The organism is Archaeoglobus sulfaticallidus PM70-1 (assembly GCF_000385565.1).
In the GTDB taxonomy this organism is placed as follows: Archaea; Halobacteriota; Archaeoglobi; order Archaeoglobales; family Archaeoglobaceae; genus Archaeoglobus_A; species Archaeoglobus_A sulfaticallidus.
Genome location: NC_021169.1, coordinates 1,027,274 through 1,043,144, shown reverse-complemented (window position 1 = coordinate 1,043,144; position 15,871 = coordinate 1,027,274). Strand labels below are relative to the sequence as shown.

Genomic DNA, 15,871 nt, shown 5'->3' with positions numbered 1-15,871 from the left:
CTATAGCCATTAAACCATTCAACCCAGATCTATTGCATCCCCTTTAACGATCAGGTCGGATGCAAAGGATACTGCTGACAGTCCTGTTTTCTTGCAGACATCTATGGCAGAGTCCAGTATGGATGCTTTTGACACAACAAGCGGGATTCCCGATCTAACCGCCTTTGCAGCGATGCCCCTGCTTATTCTTCCTGAAATGAGGAGAAAAACCTTTGAGGTATCTATGTTTTTCCTTAAAGCCATGCCTATTGCCTTATCCACGGCATTATGTCTGCCGACATCTATAGCCCTTACGATCAATCCTTTTTTGCCGACTATGGCGGAGCTGTGGTAGCCTCTGGTTTTTCTGTATTCCTCTACATCGATATACTCGAGAGCTTTCTTCAGCTCATCCAGACTGAATTTCTCTTTAGCCTCAACCGGTGGGAGAACCTCTCCCTTCTTAAAGACTCCAACACATCCCGAACTTCTGAGCTCTAAGGTAAATGAGTTTGCGTCCACATCGACGAAAATCTCGTTTCCCTTTCTGTGTATCTCAATCTCATCCACCAAGTCTCTGTCAATCAGTCCTTCAGATACGACAAAACCGATAGCCAGCTCCTCAAGGTTGTTCGGAGAGCACATTAAGTGGGACGGCAAGCCGTTGATGTATACTGTGACCTCAATCTCTTTGGCAAGCTCAAGAGAATTGTCAGATTTTATTATATCGACCATTTTCAGCCTCCTCTTTCCTTCTCTCCTTTGAAAGTCTGTCAGCGATCCTGATGGGTTCTGGGAGTTTGTAGCCCTTTAAACACAGCTTAACAGCTTCAACTGCTTGCAATGGGGTTATCATGTTTCCGGGAGATATGAATATCGGTTTGCACCTCCTGCATGTTTTCATGGCATAGCCTATTATCTCTCCATTGTGGGTTAGGGGGCTGATATCTCCGGTATCTCTTGGCTCTGTGTATTCTCCGAAAAGCCTGCTCTTCGTTATGCCTATTGTTGGAGTTTGTGTCTCGATGCCTATGTATGTTGCAAGCCCGCATCTTCTTGGATGGGCTATACCGCTCCCATCAACCAGTATCAATGTATTTTCCTGCAGGAGTTCTTTCACAACTTTCAGTGCACTGGGCCCCTCCCTGAACATGAGGTATCCGGGAATGTACGGAAAATCTTCTCTCTCAACTCTCACGCTGGAGCCCATTATCTTCATTTCTGGAAAGCTCATTAAAACTCCAACAGATATTATTTTATCACCAAGAAAAGCCTGATCAACACCCAGAACATGCTCAACTTTACCCAGATCGATCTCCCTCAGAACAACCCTCTTCGACATCTCTTCCTGAAGCTTTCTCAGCTCTTCAAGGCTGTGCTTCATGATAGCATCTCATATCTCACAGCAACGAACATCGGTCCCCTGATGTCTATTTTTCCTTCCTTTGAGGTTATGTACTTCCTTATGTTCTCCTGTAACCCGAGGTTTATGTCAGACAGGCTTTCCACGACTCTCGTTCTTATCTCCATTTCCTTTACATCCTTCGCGACACCCTCCTCTATCTTCCTCGCACAATAGTGGGCGAAGGAGTCGATGTATCTTATGCCAGTAGTGAAACCGTGCTCAAAGACATGGAGCCATTTATCCGTTCTTGGAACACCCAAGATGCTTCCCTGGTACACAACAACCTCGTTGGCATAAGCTGGACCGCACAGCCTGACATTCTCCTCTCTCTCGACTATCTTAACCCTTATCTTCTTGCCATATATCTCTCCCTCAAATGCTGTAACCTCTGCCGGACCTCTAATGTCCTTGTTCTTGTCTGCACACTCTATTATGCTCTGAGCAATTTTCAGCCCATCAAGCGTGTACGGGACTTCCAGCAGCTTTATGCCCTTGGCTATGTCCATGTCTGATAGCTCGATTTTCCCGTAGAGCCATGGATAAACCAGCTCTCTGACATCCGAGTAGTCGTACAGGATCATTGCAAGCCTCTCAACCCCGAGCCCGAGGTTCATCACAGGATACTCCACATCGTACTGCGCTAATGCTGTCGGGCTGTATATGCCGAAAGTTGCGATTTCTATCCATCCATCGCTGTACTTTGTGCTTGAGCCAACGATTTTTGGATGGAAAGCGAAGACCTCTGTCTGCGTGCCGGGAATGTAGTACTTGCTCCTCTTCTCATCAAGCCTGAACTTGAACTTCTTGAACCCGAACTGCCTCAGCAACCCCTCTGCAACAGCCTTTCCTTCCTCAACGCCAACATCCTCATCAACAACCACACAGCTTGCTGAGAAGTATGTATACAGTCTGGTAGCATCCTCTCTCTGCTCCTTTCTGAAACATCTGTCTATGCTGAACAGCTTTATCGGGAGGGGGAATCTGCTGGCTATCTTGCTCAGAGTTATGAACCATCCAGTTGTCATGTGGCTCCTCAGCGTCAAGCTCTCCGGCTCTGGTTTGAGTGCTTTAAACTCTGGAAATACCTTGTCTATTATCTCAACAGCCTTTACATCGCTGATTTCTATTGCTGAAGCAAGTTTATACGGTAAATCATCCCCATCTATTCTACCCTTCTTGAATTCATGGAAAATCATCCTGATAGCATCGATTTCCTCTTCGCTAAGCTTCTTCTGGGCTATCTTCTCTATTTCATCCACCTTCTCAGCCGATATTCCGATGTTAGGTCTCGGGAGTGATGCGAGGTAAAAGCATCGGTCGAGAACAGCCAGAGCTTCCTTTCCGAACTGCCTTCTGACATGGCTGTCCTCAACGATGACAGGATTCACGACCTCCTTGAATCCGAGGGTTATGTATGCCCTCCTGAGATCGTTTATGGTCTTGAACAGAGGGTGCTCCTCACCAATCGAGTAGCTATATCTTGGGAAAAGCAGGTTGGGGTTCTTTGGGGTTAGCACCTCAGTCCCTTTCATCCAGGCTTTTTCGAAGTCCTCCTCGCTCAACTTTTTGTACTCGTTTACATCAAACCTCATCCTATCACGCTGCAAGCTCGTTCTCAAGCTGTTTGGCAAATGAGAGGATCAGGCTTTCTGAGAAGTAGTTACCAATAATCTGCATTCCAACTGGCAGACCTTTTCTCATGAATATTGGCATCGAAAGGGATGGAAGGCCTGAGAGGTTTATCGGAACTGTGTTGACATCAGCCTTGTACATCGTAAGCGGATCTGCAAGTTCGCCAATCCTGAAGGGCAGAGAGGGCATTGTTGGAGCGATCAGCAAATCGTATTTGCTCAAAGCTCTTTCAAAATCGTTTATAACGAGCGTTCTGACCTTGAGAGCTTTGAGGTAGTATTTTCCGTAGTAGCCAGCTGAGAGGGCATAGCTTCCGAGCATGATCCTCCTCTTAACCTCATCTCCGAAGCCCTCAGCCCTCACCTCAGAAAAGTAATCGTTCCAGTTCGAAAGCCTATCCAATGCTAGACCATATCTCACACCATCGTATCTGGCAAGGTTTGATGAAGCTTCACTCATTGCGATTATATAGTATGCCGGTAGGGCGTACTTTAGAGAGCGGAGCGAAACCTCTTCAACCTCATGGTGCTTTTTTACGACCTCCAGAGCCTCATTGAAAGAAGACATAACATCCTCGTTCCCGCTCATTTCCCTGATAACGCCAATTTTAAGTCTGCCAACATCTCTGAGGTCTCTGCTGTTAAAGTCCTTTCCAGAATTTGTAGAATCTCTCTCATCCTTTCCAGCTATCACTTCAAGCAAAATCGCAAGATCCTCAACGCAGGTGGCGAATGGACCTATCTGCTCGAGGCTGTTCGCGTACGGTATCAATCCATACCTAGAAACCAGACCATAGGTTGGCTTTAAGCCATAGACTCCGCAAAAACTTGCCGGACATCTTATGCTACCACCAGTATCGCTTCCCAAAGATACAACGCTTTCGTCTCCAGCCAAGCATGCTGCACTTCCACCACTGCTGCCTCCAGCAACTCTGCTTTTGTCGAACGGATTTTTCACAACTCCGAAATATGAGGTCTCGGTTGTGGTTCCCATGGCGAACTCATCCATGTTTGTTTTGCCGATTATTATCGCCCCTTCCTGTTTCAGCCTTTCAACAACATGGGCGTCGTATGGCGGGATGTAGTTGTGGAGGATTTTTGATGCACAGGTTGTGAGCATGCCCTTTGTGGATATGTTGTCCTTAACAGCCACAGGTATCCCAGCGAGTTTGCCGGACAGTTTGCCCTCATCGAACCTTCTCGCATCATCTACTGCCTTTTCGTTTACACTTATGAAAGCATTGAGATCGCTCTTTTTTATTCTCTCTATTAACTCAGCTACCAGATCTTCGGCTTTGCTCTCCTCAAGCCTCTCTTTCCAATCGGATATCGATATCACATGATCACCTGCTCAAGATCCCTTACTCAACTATTCTCGGGCCTTTGAAATATCCCTCTTCTTTATGTTTCGCGTTCATCAGAACGGACTCTCTATCAAGGGAGTCCTTGGCCACATCATCTCTAAAAACATTCCTGAGTGGAAGAACCTGGAATGTTGGCTCGACATCGTCGAAATTTTCGAATTCATTTCTGACATCATCAAGCGATTCAAAATACTCGAGTATGCTCTCAAATTCACTCCTGAACCTCTCAATTTCATCATCACTCAAAGCTATCTTGGCGAGCTTGGATATGTGAACAACCTCATCTCTCGTTATCATGATACCACCATATCACCAAATCGTTGCCTGTTAATAAAACATTTCGTTTGGCTGACCTTTGGCTTTTTTAGTTGTGGGGTGGAGTAAGTCCTAATCCTCAAAAAGCTCTGCGAGGTAGTAATCGATGTTGAGGAGAAAATCGTTTAAGGCATCAAACGGCACTACAGCACAACCCTCGTAAAAGATCAGCCTGTCATCGATGAGAGACACTATTACCGGATATACCCTCTGATTCGTGAGCTTCGAGTAGTTTTCACACCTCTTTCTGTGTTTCTCTGCCTCCCTTTTCAATGCACTCTTTCTGTACCAGTTTCTGTTGTACCTTTTAGCATCTACAGCCAGAATTTTATTGAATCTTTTGGCTATTATGTCTATCTCACTTCTTCTTCCCTTATACCTGAAAACAACTCTGAATCTGGTTTCAAAATCATTTTTTTCAAAAACATCTTTCACAAGTTCTTCGAACTCCTGCCAGCTTGGCATTGTGCTGATTTTGATCGCAGGATTTAAATTAGCTTGGCTTGCCAGACTAAAATCTTCAAGATACAATAAAAATTTAATGATATAAACTGATAGGAAAATTATTTATTTTCAAAGATTCTCGTCTTGGCTAAGATGAGAGCAGAGGATGTAATGAACAGAGATGTTGTTTACATAACACTCCCAAACACGAGGGATGTTGCTATCAACATTTTCAAGAAGCACAAAATATCCGGCATACCTGTGGTCAAAAACGACAGGCTGGTTGGTATAGTAACGAGGAAGGATATACTCCGGAAACCGGACGAGGAGCAGCTGGCTCTTTTAATGACTCCAGACCCTGTTACGGTTCAGCATGATGATTCTCTCAGAGATGTGGTGGATATCCTTGCGAACAGCAACTTCAGGAGACTTCCAGTGTTGAAGGAGGATAAGCTTGTTGGGATAATTACCCTCAGAGACATTATAAACCAGATTGCTGAGATGGAGATAGAAGATGCAGTGAAGAGGTATGTCACGAATTCAACTGTCTGCGTGTGGGAGGAAACCCCGCTCAATGTTGTCGGAGAGGTTATGCGGCTGACAAATGCCGAATTATGTCCAGTACTGGATGACAATGGCAGCTTAGTTGGTTTAATCGATGAGAAGATAATGCTGTCAGAATCTCTCATAGACGAATTTCTCGAGGAGAAGAGCTACGCATCATCGAGTGATAGCGAGGACTACTGGATGTGGGATTCCTTCAGGGATTTCACAGTCAAGTATTTCGAAGTGAGCGTTGTGAAGCTTCCAAAAGAACCTGTTAAGAACTTCATGAAGAAAGCTGTGTATGTCTACCCCCAGACGAAAGTCTCGAAGTGTGCGAGGGAGATGATAAAGAACGACATAGACCACATCCCGGTTGCGGATGCTGATGAGAGGCTGATCGGAATGGTTCACGACAGGGAGCTGATAAAAGTTCTGCTTGATATAATGCAGTAGCGATGCATGAAGTGATGCACGGGCAACACTGGCAATTTATTTATCGGGCAACTCCATATCCATTTGGGCGGTTAGTGGATAACAAATAGTGAATAACAAAAATGGAGTAACAAAATATAGAGAATTATTCAGGATTCTCCTCTTTAGTATCCTGCTCTTCTTTTGTATCTTTTGCCTCTTCCTGACTCTTCTGCTCTTCAGCCTCTTCAGCTTCCTCTTTCTTCTCTTCAGCCTCAGGCTTTATCCTCGGGTACCTTTCAACAAGCTCAACCTCATTTACATCTTCGAGATGCCTGAATATCGCATCGATAGCACTGAACTTACCTATCAGGAAGTACTGGTCGAAGCTTGAACCCCTTGGAACCTCTACAATCACCCTTCCATCTTTTATCTCTGCGTTAACCTCCTTGGTTGTGTAAAGTAAGAAGAGAGCCTTGACCTTCTCCAGTGGGTCATCTATTTTCTCCTTTATCTCGAGGTCGAAAATTATCTTCTTACCGGCATACGGATGGTTGAAGTCAACGACAACTCTCCTCCCGATAACCCTCTCTACGGTTCCCCACTTGTCGCCTATCTGAACCCTTTGCCCTACCTGTGGCCTCTCCTTGAAGTGTCTGATCGTGACAGTCTCCTTTTTATCTGGATCGTAAGCTCCAAAGGCTTTTTCTGGCTCTACAACTATCTCTCCCTTGAATCCAATTTCTTTTCCAACCAATGCATCATCGAGCCCCTCGATTACATGCCTGTCTCCCACAGCCACTATTATGTCTCCATACCTCAGCTTGTCTGTAAGCCCCGCTTCTATGGCTGTCTTCTCGTCGGTTGAATCAATTATCGTGCCATCCTCTAGCCTTGCGGTATAGCTAATCTTAACGAAGTCTCCCTTCTGAATCATTACATCACCTGTTATCATTTTTTATACCGCTGGAATTAATGGATATAAAAAGATTGGTGAACTAGGGTGAAATCATGATTGAGATAGAGGCAAAGTTCATGATTGATGATTCTGAATTTTCTAGGATCGATAACCTGCTCTCTGAGATTGCAGAACTCGTGATTGAGAAGGAGGAAGTTGACATCTACTACAAACACCCACTGAGAGATTTTGCAAAAACGGATGAGGCATTTAGGATAAGGAAGGATGTGGAAGGTGTTACGATAACCTACAAGGGGAAAAAGATGGACCCTGAAACGAAAACGAGAGAGGAGATCAAGGTGAGGATCTACGGGGATGATTACGATAATGCACGGGACATGTTCAGAAAACTCGGATTTGAGGAATTCGCTACTGTGAGAAAGATAAGAAAGATCTACAGGATGGATAATGCGATAATTTGCCTGGACACACTCGATTTCGGAAAGTTTATTGAGATTGAGGTGGATACTCAGGACATCGAGGAAGGCAAAAGGAAGATATCGGAAATAGCCAAAAAAATAAATTTAAGTGGAAAGAACATCAGAAAATCATATCTGGAGCTTATGCTCGGTGATTCTGCATGAAATACTGCATAATAGGCTACCCATTGAAGCATTCAGTCTCTCCAGAGATGCAGAATTCAGCGTTCAGATACTACAACATGGATGCAGAGTATGTAAAGCTCGAGGTTAATCCAGAGGGATTCAGCGAGGAGATAAGGATAATCGAGAAGAGATTTAATGGGGCGAATGTCACGATACCATTCAAGGAGGAGGTTGCAAAGTACTATGAGCTCGTTGGAGATGCAAGGGCTATCAGGACTGCAAACACGATCGATTTTAAGAAGGGACTGGCATACAACACGGATGTTTACGGGGCTTTGAAGGCTATAGAACCAAAATTCAGTATCGAAGAGATAAAAAACATCAGGGTTCTGGTTGTGGGTGCAGGAGGTGCGGGCAAAGCTGTCTCGTATGGACTGGTTAAAAATGGGGCCGTTGTCCTCATCCACAACAGAACCGAGTCGAGAGCTTTGAATCTGGTGGAGGAACTCAGGAGATTTGGAAGGGCTATTTTTATCAGAAGGGAGGAACTGGAGAAGGTTAATGTTGATATGGTGGTTAACGCTACCCCTCTCGGCATGCACGGCTTCAAAAATGAGCTACCCTTACCAGAGAAGGCGATTCAGGGTGTTGTGTTCGATACCGTGTACAACCCCATGGAGACGAAGCTCATCAGGGTTGCCAAAGAAAAGGGATGTGATGTGGTTTATGGCATCGACATGCTCGTGTATCAGGGAGCGAAAGCCTTTGAGATCTGGACTGGCAAAAAAGCTCCAGTTGGGGTTATGAGGGATGCAGCTTTAAAAGCTCTAGAAACATTCATCAAGGGTTAAAAAATTTTATGCAGTTATATTACGCGGGTACAGCTTCAACCCGCTTAACTTTTGCTGTTACCCCGTACACTATAATCGACGCTAAAACTCCAGGTATTACCGGATAAACCCAGTAGGTACGGTAGAAGTACATGTACCATAGTATGCAAACAGCTACCGAGACAATCATGCTCGCAAGAGCGGGCTTCTCTTTCGCTTCAGGATCGTAGAGAGCAGAGAGCAAAGGTATCAGGAATGCTGATGTGATTACAGAGAAGCTAAGACCAACTATGACGACTATTATGTCTGGAGGGTTGATGGCGAATATCATCGGAATCAATGCAAATGCGAAAACACTGATTCTTGTTATCAGTAGCTCGGTCTTCTCGCTAACACTCACAACGCTACCTATCAGATCTCTTGTGAAGGTTGTGGCTATCACATGCACGAGTGAGTTGATCGTGCTCATCGCGGCAGCAACTATTGCTGTCAGAAGCAAAGCATTAATTCCTGCGGGAAAGAGTTTCATGGCGATGAATGGAATAACCAGATCTGAATTTTTTAGGTACTTCACCGGGTCATCGTACTGCGGGATTATCAGCCATCCGAATGGACCGATGCTGAAAACACATAAAGCGAATATCCCGATCAGGATGGGGGTTAAAATGGCCCCCTTCCTTATCACTCTTTCATCCTTGGCTGCGACAAATCTGATCACCAACTGCGGGCTCGCGAGCTGGGCGATGCTTATCGCGAATGTGAGGCTGAGGATGAAAGGAATGACCATTCCGGCATTCATTATTGGTGGAGGAGCCAACTCTCCGAACTTGAAAAGGTTCTCTCCACTTCCCTTGAATATCTCGGCAGCCTTTAACGACTCTATTGCATTAACCGGTCCTCCAAGATAGGCTATTAATGTTACAAATAGTGCAATCCCCCCTGCTAGTATGAGAACCCCCTGAATGAAGTCTGTAACAACCACTGCCCTGAAGCCACCTATCGCTGTATATATCATCACCACTGCTACTGTGATGATCAGAGCTGTCTTGTAGTCTATGCCGAGCATTACCTCAAGCAGATTTCCTGCACCTTTGTATATTGAAACCATATAGAACTGGAAGAATACCAGAATCACTATCGCTGAGACTATCTGGCTTGCCCTTCCAAAGCTCATTCCAAATATCCCCGGTATGGTTAAAGATCCATATTTCTCAGCAATCCTTTTCATTGGAGGCGCGATTACAAGCCATGCGATGATCGCAAACAATATGTGAAAGAAAGTCAGGAAAGCCGACCACTGGAAACCCGCTACAAAACCGAAACCTCCACCTCCAAGAAATGCAGCGGTGCTGAAGTATGTTGCGAAGAATGAGAAGCTAACGAGCAAAACTCCAAGATTCCTTCCTGCTAAATAGAAGTCCAGAACACCCTTGGTTTTTCTGTATTCATAGACTCCAATCAGCAACATCAAAATCAAATAGACAATAAGTACTGCGAGCTCTATCATCCAGATCCCTCAGAACCTGGCTTTTTTGTAGGCTATGAGAAATCCAACGAACATCATGGCAATCGATGCCAGATAAACCACTTCAACAACCATAAATAATACCTCCTTTAACAGTATCAGCCAACTCTAATAAGGCGTTTAGCCTTCCCTTCAAACCTTTCAAGCACACCAAACGGAACAGCCTCGAGCTTGGGCTTAAATCCAACAAACTCCTTGATATCCCTTGCAATCTCATGTATTTTGTCTTGATCTCCCTCGAATATTACCCTGATACCGTTTCCAACCTCGATTTTGTAGTTGGACACACCATGGCTGAAGAGAACACTCTCTATGTCTGATGGGTAGAATTTAACTCCCTTGTAGATCACCATATCGTCCGTCCTTCCTCTAATCCTCTTTATCATCATATGTTCTATTCCGCATTCGCACTTCTCTCTCGAAACAACGGCAGAAATCTCTCCACTTCTGTATCTGAGTAATGGCATAGCCTCTCTGTTTATTGAAGTATATACTATCTCTCCTTCCTCTCCATCCTCTACCCTCTCTCCTGTCTCCGGATCAACAACCTCCACGATGTAGTTGTCCTCCCAGATGTGGATGCCATTTCTTTCGGGACATTCGAAGCCTATTGTGCCAACACCACCCATTTCCGTAAGTCCGGGAATGTCAAACGCTCTAACATTGAATTTGCTCTCGATTTTCCTTCTCATTTCCTCACTCCATGGCTCCGCACCGAGAAGCATTTTGCTCAATGGGAGTTCTGAAACATCGACTCCCATCTCATCTGCCACCTCTGCTATTCTCAGCGGGTAGCTGGCCGTTGCACATAGCACAGTTGTTCCGAAATCCTTCATGAACTTGATTTGGTTTCTCGTGTTTCCAGCACCAATGGGGATCACAAAAGCATCTATCGCATCTGCTGCAAAATGAAATCCAAAACCACCATTCCACAAGCCAAAAGCTGGGGTAATCTGGATCACATCCCTGCTCGTTATCCCAGCAAGCATGAAATCCCTCAATAGCATCTCTTTCCACTGATTGACATCTTTTCGCGTGTACGGGATTATAACTGGCTGTCCTGTAGTTCCCCCGCTCATCTGGACTCGCACTATTCTGTCTTTGGGAACGCAGGACATCTTCAAGGGGTAGGCGTTTCTCAGCTCCTCTTTGGTTGTGAGGGGCAGTTTTTCAAGATCCTCGGCAGACTTTATCTTATCGAGGTCGATGTCCTTGAGCTTTTCTCTGTAAAATGGGGAGTTTTCATAAACGAACTTTACCGTTTCTCTGAGCCTTTTCTCCTGTATTTTGATGATTTCTTTCTTAGGAGCATAAACCTCTTTTTCGGGATTATACATGTGTAAGTGGCATGATGTTAGATTATTTAAAATTTTCTCTTTAAACGGATTCTTGCTGCTTTGCGGTGAACAAATACAAAAAGAAACATTAAAATGTGATATTGGTTACCCAGAAACATGGATGCCGTAATTGTTGGTGCGATAAGAACTCCTGTAGGGAGGTTTGGGGGATCTCTCAAGGATCTGCAGGCTTATGAGCTTGGAGCTATTGCGATCAAGGGTTTGCTGAAAGAGCTTAAGCTGAAGCCGGTAGCATCACAGGAAGACAGGGATTTCTATCCTTCAAAGCTTCCAAAGGGATTGATAGAGATTGAGGAGAAGTATCACGACTTTGATGGAACGGAGATAAAGGTATGTGAGGTGATAATGGGAAATGTTCTGCAGTCTGCTCAGGGACAGAACCCTGCCAGACAGGCAACGATTCTCGCCGGACTGCCGAAGGAAACTCCGGCATATACCGTCAACAAAGTGTGTGGAAGCGGTCTTAAAGCCATAGCCCTTGCTGCATCTGAGATAAAGTCCGGAAATGCTGAGATTATAATTGCCGGTGGTATGGAGAGCATGAGTAACGCTCCATACGCGCTGACAAAGGCGAGGTGGGGTTACAGGATGTTCAATGGAGAGCTTATCGATATAATGGTCCACGATGGGCTGTGGGAAAAGTTCTACGGCTATCACATGGGCGTTACTGCAGAGAACATTGCTGAGCTTTATGGAATATCCAGAGAGGAACAAGATCAGCTTGCGTACGAGAGCCACATGAGGGCGATAAAGGCAATCGATAATGGAATATTCGCTCAGGAGATAGTGCCTGTAGAGATTCAGCAGAAGAAGGGAACTGTTGTCGTTGACACAGATGAGCACCCCAGAAGGGACACATCACTTGAGAAACTGGCAAAGCTTCCAACTGTTTTCAAGAAGGATGGAACTGTAACCGCTGGAAATGCGAGCGGTGTTAACGATGGAGCTTCGGCTTTACTTGTCATGTCTGAAGAGAAAGCTGAGGAGATTGGTCTGAAGCCGCTGGCAAGAATTGTCAGCTATGCTGGAGGGGCGATAGATCCGGCATATATGGGATTGGGACCGATTCCGGCAATTCAGAGGGCTTTGAAGAAGGCGGAACTTAAGTTAGAGGATATCGGGCTGATAGAACTTAACGAAGCTTTTGCCGCTCAGGCTCTTGCGGTGATAAGAGAGCTGAACCTCGACATGTCAATCACCAACATCCATGGCAGCGGAATAAGCCTTGGACATCCGATTGGCTGCACCGGAGCGAGAATAACCACAACTCTTGTTAAAGAGATGGTTAGAAGCAAGGTTGAGTACGGCTTGGCAGCGCTCTGCATTGGCGGAGGAATGGGATTTGCGATGGTTCTGCAAAAATATTGATTTAAAAATTCATAGCACTAAATTCAATTTTCAATCAAAAATTAAAATTATTTAAATTTTTTAAATAAATGAGAACAAGCGTACAGACATTCCCAGAAATCCATGATCAAGTTTGCACCCCCAGCTTGTGGCCAATATTTTGATAAAACACATAGAAATCCTGGTTAAGTATTAGATCATCCTAATCATTATTACAGAAACATAAAAGTTTAATAGTGATTAATAATAGCAATAACCAAGGTGGTTTTGTGGATTGGAAGAAGATGCTCGATGAATCCTTAGCAGGCATATTTGTAATCGTTGGAGATCGCTATAAATATGTCAATAAGGTATTTGAAGATGCTACAGGGTATTCTCTAGAGGAGATCTATGATATAATACCATTTTATAAAATAGCCTATGAGGAAGATATTCCTACCATCAAGAAGGCGATCAGGTCTGTTCTCTCAGGAAACAAAGAATATCTAGAAGTCAGGTATGTAACAAAAAAAGGTAAAATCAGATATATTCGGGGATTCTTCAAACCGTTCGAAGTTGACGGAGAAAAAGCAATCCTCGGTTCGCTGGTAGATGTTACAAAAAATAAAGAGTTTGAGAGAAAACTCAAAATTACCGAGAAGTTGTTCAGAAAAATGGTCGATGAGAGTCAGACTCCCGCATACATAGTTCAAAATGAAAAGTTCATCTATGTGAATGATGCATTTGCAGAAACCGTAGGATATTCTAAAGGAGAACTTTATGAAATCAATCCATTTATGCTTGTCCATCCAGATCACAGGGAAATGGTCTACAGGAGATACAAAGAAAGGATCAGCGGAGAAAGAGAGACCGACACCTATAAGTGGAAGATCGTTACAAAAAGCGGGGAAATCAGATGGGTTGTTGCCAGACCATCGAGAACGGTCATAAATGATGAGCCTGCAGTTTGTGCAACTCTAGTCGACATAACAGAAATTGAGAAACTGAACGAAGAATTGAGGAGAAAAAACAGATATCTAACTCTGATAAACAAGATTATGAGGCATGACATGCTAAACGATTTAGCAGTAATAAGGGGTTTTGTAGAGCTTATCGATGTAGATTTTGCTGAAAAAATAATATCCAGGGTCGATAAAACAGTGAGGATGATAAATATCCTAAAAGAGCTTGAAAGATCGTGGGATTCACTGCACTATATAAACCTTAAAGAGAGGATAGAGCATGTCATTAAAGATTATGATGGAGTGGATTTTGAGCTGGATATTGATAATGTCGATGTGAGGGTTAATGATGGAATAGATATAGTCTTTAGAAATTTGATAGATAATGCGCTAAAGCATTCCGGTGCTGAAAAATTAAAAGTGAAAATAAAAGCGTATAAAGAAAAAGATAAAGTAATCGTTGAGTTCTCAGACAACGGGAAAGGAATCGATGAAAAAATAAAAGAAAGACTATTCGAAGATGGTTTTACCACGAACGGACAGGGTATGGGTTTGTATATAGTCAAAGAAATTTTAATAAGTTATGGTGGAAGTATAGAGATTATAAAGTGCAGGCCACTGACATACAGAATGATTTTACCAGCCTGACCGAAAAATTAAGTATCTGATAAACTTAAGTATAACCAATTTTTAGATGATAAATAAAAAATACAATAAACAGACACCAAACGAAACAAATTGAAGGTGATCATGCTGACGAGTGAGATAGAACTGAGAGAGTGTCTTAGAGAAGCCATGCAAAGAGTACTCGATCCGGATCTCGAGTACTCGAACACCCCGTCTGCAGCTGTGCTTATCCCTCTTTTTACCTATCCGAGGGTTAAATTGATTATGATAATGCGATCTAAAAATCTGAGGAGGAGTGCTGGACATATTGCATTTCCAGGTGGGATTAGAGAGAGCGATGAGAATCCCAAAGATACTGCATTGCGAGAAGCTGAGGAAGAACTCGGGTTACCCACACCCAATGTGGACATCCTCGGATTTCTCAGCCCAAGAGAAGTTATAGAACACAGAATAAAGATCCATCCTGTTGTGGGGTTGGTTGAGAGTTTTGAAATCCGAACGAATTTTGAAGTCAGAAAGGTGTTGATAGACGACTTTATAAAAGTTCTGAAATCGAGAAGAATTACTGATTGGGGGCCCAACTATGAATGCCAAGGAGAGCTTGTGTGGGGTGCTTCGAGCAGGATACTTGACGATCTGTATCTCAGGATTGTAAGGGAGTTTGGCAGCATCGAGAATTTTGAAGAAACTATTTACCGCATATGATACGCAACATAGCTTTCGACTTAGACGGCACATTAACATACTTCAACCTGCCGTTCGATAGGATAAGGAAAGAAATTGGCATAAAAGAGGGTTTTGTGCTTGAGAACATTATGAGTCTCAACTATGAGGAGAGAATGAAAAAGCTTGAGGTTCTCAAGAGATACGAGATAGATTCTGTAAAAAATGCCAGACTGATGGATGGTGTTTTGGAAATCATCGAATTCATCGAAAGTAAGAACATAAAAAAAGGCATTGTTACAAGAAATTGCAAAGAGAGTGCAGAGATCTTCTCCAAAAAGTTCGGGATAGATTTTGACTACATAATCAGCCGGGAAGAGGTCACGCCAAAACCCTCTCCCCTCCCCGTGATCCTTTCAATGATAAAGACCAACTCCAGACCAGATGAAACGATGATGGTTGGAGACTTCAAGTTCGATCTGCTGGCGGGAAAGCTTGCTGGAGTTAAAACTGTTTTACTTAGAACAGAGAAAAATGCAGACTTTATAGATGGCATGATTCATCTGGCAGACCACATAATATCCAGCCTGACCGAGATTAAAAAACTGGTGGATTGACAGCAAAATAAACTGGCCACTAAATAGTTCCGAGCAAAAGGATATTATGCACGACGATTAAACCATATACGAGTGTTGCAAGCGCCAGACCGACAATAGTAGACAGATAAATAACCTTTTGTATTCTGGTCCGGGCATCAAAATTCTGCAGCACAATGAAGGGCAACGATGGCCCGAGTATTTTGTAAAACGCCATCAGAAATGGTGATCTGTCATAAAGGAAAGCTATCACTGTATTCAATTCCACATAGATCGTATAGTTAAAAGAAGTCATTGTTGTAAACAGATCCGCAAAATTCAGCAGCATGAATGTTACAAACAACACCGTTATTCGTTTCACATTTAATATTCTAAGGTGAAAGATA

The 15,871-nt window shown here is 43.7% G+C and carries 17 protein-coding genes; 7 read left to right on the top strand and 10 right to left on the bottom strand.

Going from position 1 to position 15,871, the window contains the following annotated elements:
- Positions 1-18 precede the first annotated feature (18 nt).
- The 6 genes from fdhD to ASULF_RS05605 all read right to left on the bottom strand — a co-directional run bounded on the left by fdhD (position 19) and on the right by ASULF_RS05605 (position 5,159).
- Positions 19-714 (bottom strand): formate dehydrogenase accessory sulfurtransferase FdhD, encoded by a 696-nt coding sequence (gene fdhD, locus ASULF_RS05630; protein ID WP_015590733.1) that lies wholly within the window; start codon positions 712-714, stop codon positions 19-21.
- Positions 692-1,363 (bottom strand): endonuclease V, encoded by a 672-nt coding sequence (locus tag ASULF_RS05625; RefSeq protein WP_015590732.1) that lies wholly within the window; start codon positions 1,361-1,363, stop codon positions 692-694. The genes fdhD and ASULF_RS05625 overlap by 23 nt, the downstream gene beginning before the upstream one ends.
- The gene (gene sepS, locus ASULF_RS05620; RefSeq protein WP_015590731.1) at positions 1,360-2,976 is read right to left on the bottom strand and encodes an O-phosphoserine--tRNA ligase; all 1,617 of its coding nucleotides are present in this window, start codon (positions 2,974-2,976) and stop codon (positions 1,360-1,362) included. Before sepS ends, ASULF_RS05625 begins: the two co-directional genes overlap by 4 nt.
- 4 nt (positions 2,977-2,980) lie before the next feature.
- On the bottom strand, positions 2,981-4,354 hold the full coding sequence (gatA, locus tag ASULF_RS05615) for an Asp-tRNA(Asn)/Glu-tRNA(Gln) amidotransferase subunit GatA (protein WP_015590730.1): 1,374 nt from the start codon (positions 4,352-4,354) through the stop codon (positions 2,981-2,983).
- A 22-nt stretch (positions 4,355-4,376) separates the two neighbouring features.
- Positions 4,377-4,676: an Asp-tRNA(Asn)/Glu-tRNA(Gln) amidotransferase subunit GatC gene (gene gatC / locus ASULF_RS05610; protein ID WP_015590729.1), complete on the bottom strand. Its 300-nt coding sequence runs from the start codon at positions 4,674-4,676 to the stop codon at positions 4,377-4,379.
- Positions 4,677-4,766: 90 nt separating this feature from the next.
- On the bottom strand, positions 4,767-5,159 hold the full coding sequence (locus ASULF_RS05605; RefSeq protein WP_015590728.1) for a restriction endonuclease: 393 nt from the start codon (positions 5,157-5,159) through the stop codon (positions 4,767-4,769).
- Positions 5,160-5,291: 132 nt separating this feature from the next.
- Here ASULF_RS05605 and ASULF_RS05600 point away from each other — a divergent pair, with 132 nt between their 5' ends.
- Entirely contained in the window at positions 5,292-6,137 is an 846-nt protein-coding gene (locus ASULF_RS05600) for a CBS domain-containing protein (protein WP_015590727.1), read from the top strand.
- 124 nt (positions 6,138-6,261) lie between these two features.
- On the opposite strand, the gene ASULF_RS05595 is transcribed toward ASULF_RS05600, so the two are convergent.
- On the bottom strand, positions 6,262-7,032 hold the full coding sequence (locus tag ASULF_RS05595) for a peptidylprolyl isomerase (protein WP_015590726.1): 771 nt from the start codon (positions 7,030-7,032) through the stop codon (positions 6,262-6,264).
- A 74-nt stretch (positions 7,033-7,106) separates the two neighbouring features.
- Between ASULF_RS05595 and cyaB the strand changes: the two genes are divergently transcribed.
- Positions 7,107-7,637, top strand: coding sequence for a class IV adenylate cyclase (cyaB, locus tag ASULF_RS05590; protein WP_015590725.1), 531 nt, complete (start codon positions 7,107-7,109; stop codon positions 7,635-7,637).
- The gene (aroE, locus tag ASULF_RS05585) at positions 7,634-8,449 is read left to right on the top strand and encodes a shikimate dehydrogenase (protein ID WP_015590724.1); all 816 of its coding nucleotides are present in this window, start codon (positions 7,634-7,636) and stop codon (positions 8,447-8,449) included. The genes cyaB and aroE overlap by 4 nt, the downstream gene beginning before the upstream one ends.
- A 19-nt stretch (positions 8,450-8,468) precedes the next feature.
- Here the strand turns inward: aroE and ASULF_RS05580 are convergent, their stop codons facing one another.
- Together ASULF_RS05580 and ASULF_RS05575 are read right to left on the bottom strand one after the other, a co-directional pair.
- The gene (locus tag ASULF_RS05580) at positions 8,469-9,935 is read right to left on the bottom strand and encodes a sodium/proline symporter (protein ID WP_015590723.1); all 1,467 of its coding nucleotides are present in this window, start codon (positions 9,933-9,935) and stop codon (positions 8,469-8,471) included.
- A 116-nt stretch (positions 9,936-10,051) separates the two neighbouring features.
- Positions 10,052-11,290 (bottom strand): phenylacetate--CoA ligase family protein, encoded by a 1,239-nt coding sequence (locus tag ASULF_RS05575; RefSeq protein ID WP_015590722.1) that lies wholly within the window; start codon positions 11,288-11,290, stop codon positions 10,052-10,054.
- 117 nt (positions 11,291-11,407) lie between these two features.
- On the opposite strand from ASULF_RS05575, the gene ASULF_RS05570 reads away from it, so the two are divergent.
- The 4 genes from ASULF_RS05570 (at position 11,408) to ASULF_RS05555 (ending at position 15,506) form a co-directional block, all read left to right on the top strand.
- Positions 11,408-12,679, top strand: a complete 1,272-nt coding sequence (locus ASULF_RS05570) for a thiolase family protein (protein ID WP_015590721.1) — start codon at positions 11,408-11,410, stop codon at positions 12,677-12,679.
- A gap of 215 nt (positions 12,680-12,894) precedes the next feature.
- Positions 12,895-14,247: a PAS domain S-box protein gene (locus ASULF_RS05565; protein ID WP_144060482.1), complete on the top strand. Its 1,353-nt coding sequence runs from the start codon at positions 12,895-12,897 to the stop codon at positions 14,245-14,247.
- Between the two features lie 96 nt (positions 14,248-14,343).
- Positions 14,344-14,931 (top strand): NUDIX hydrolase, encoded by a 588-nt coding sequence (locus tag ASULF_RS05560; RefSeq protein WP_236609721.1) that lies wholly within the window; start codon positions 14,344-14,346, stop codon positions 14,929-14,931.
- Positions 14,928-15,506 carry an HAD family hydrolase gene (locus tag ASULF_RS05555; protein ID WP_015590718.1) on the top strand — a complete coding sequence of 193 codons (579 nt, stop codon included), beginning with the start codon at positions 14,928-14,930 and terminating at the stop codon, positions 15,504-15,506. The genes ASULF_RS05560 and ASULF_RS05555 overlap by 4 nt, the downstream gene beginning before the upstream one ends.
- Positions 15,507-15,525: 19 nt before the next feature.
- Here the strand turns inward: ASULF_RS05555 and ASULF_RS05550 are convergent, their stop codons facing one another.
- Positions 15,526-15,846: a DUF5658 family protein gene (locus ASULF_RS05550; RefSeq protein ID WP_144060481.1), complete on the bottom strand. Its 321-nt coding sequence runs from the start codon at positions 15,844-15,846 to the stop codon at positions 15,526-15,528.
- Positions 15,847-15,871: the final 25 nt, after the last annotated feature.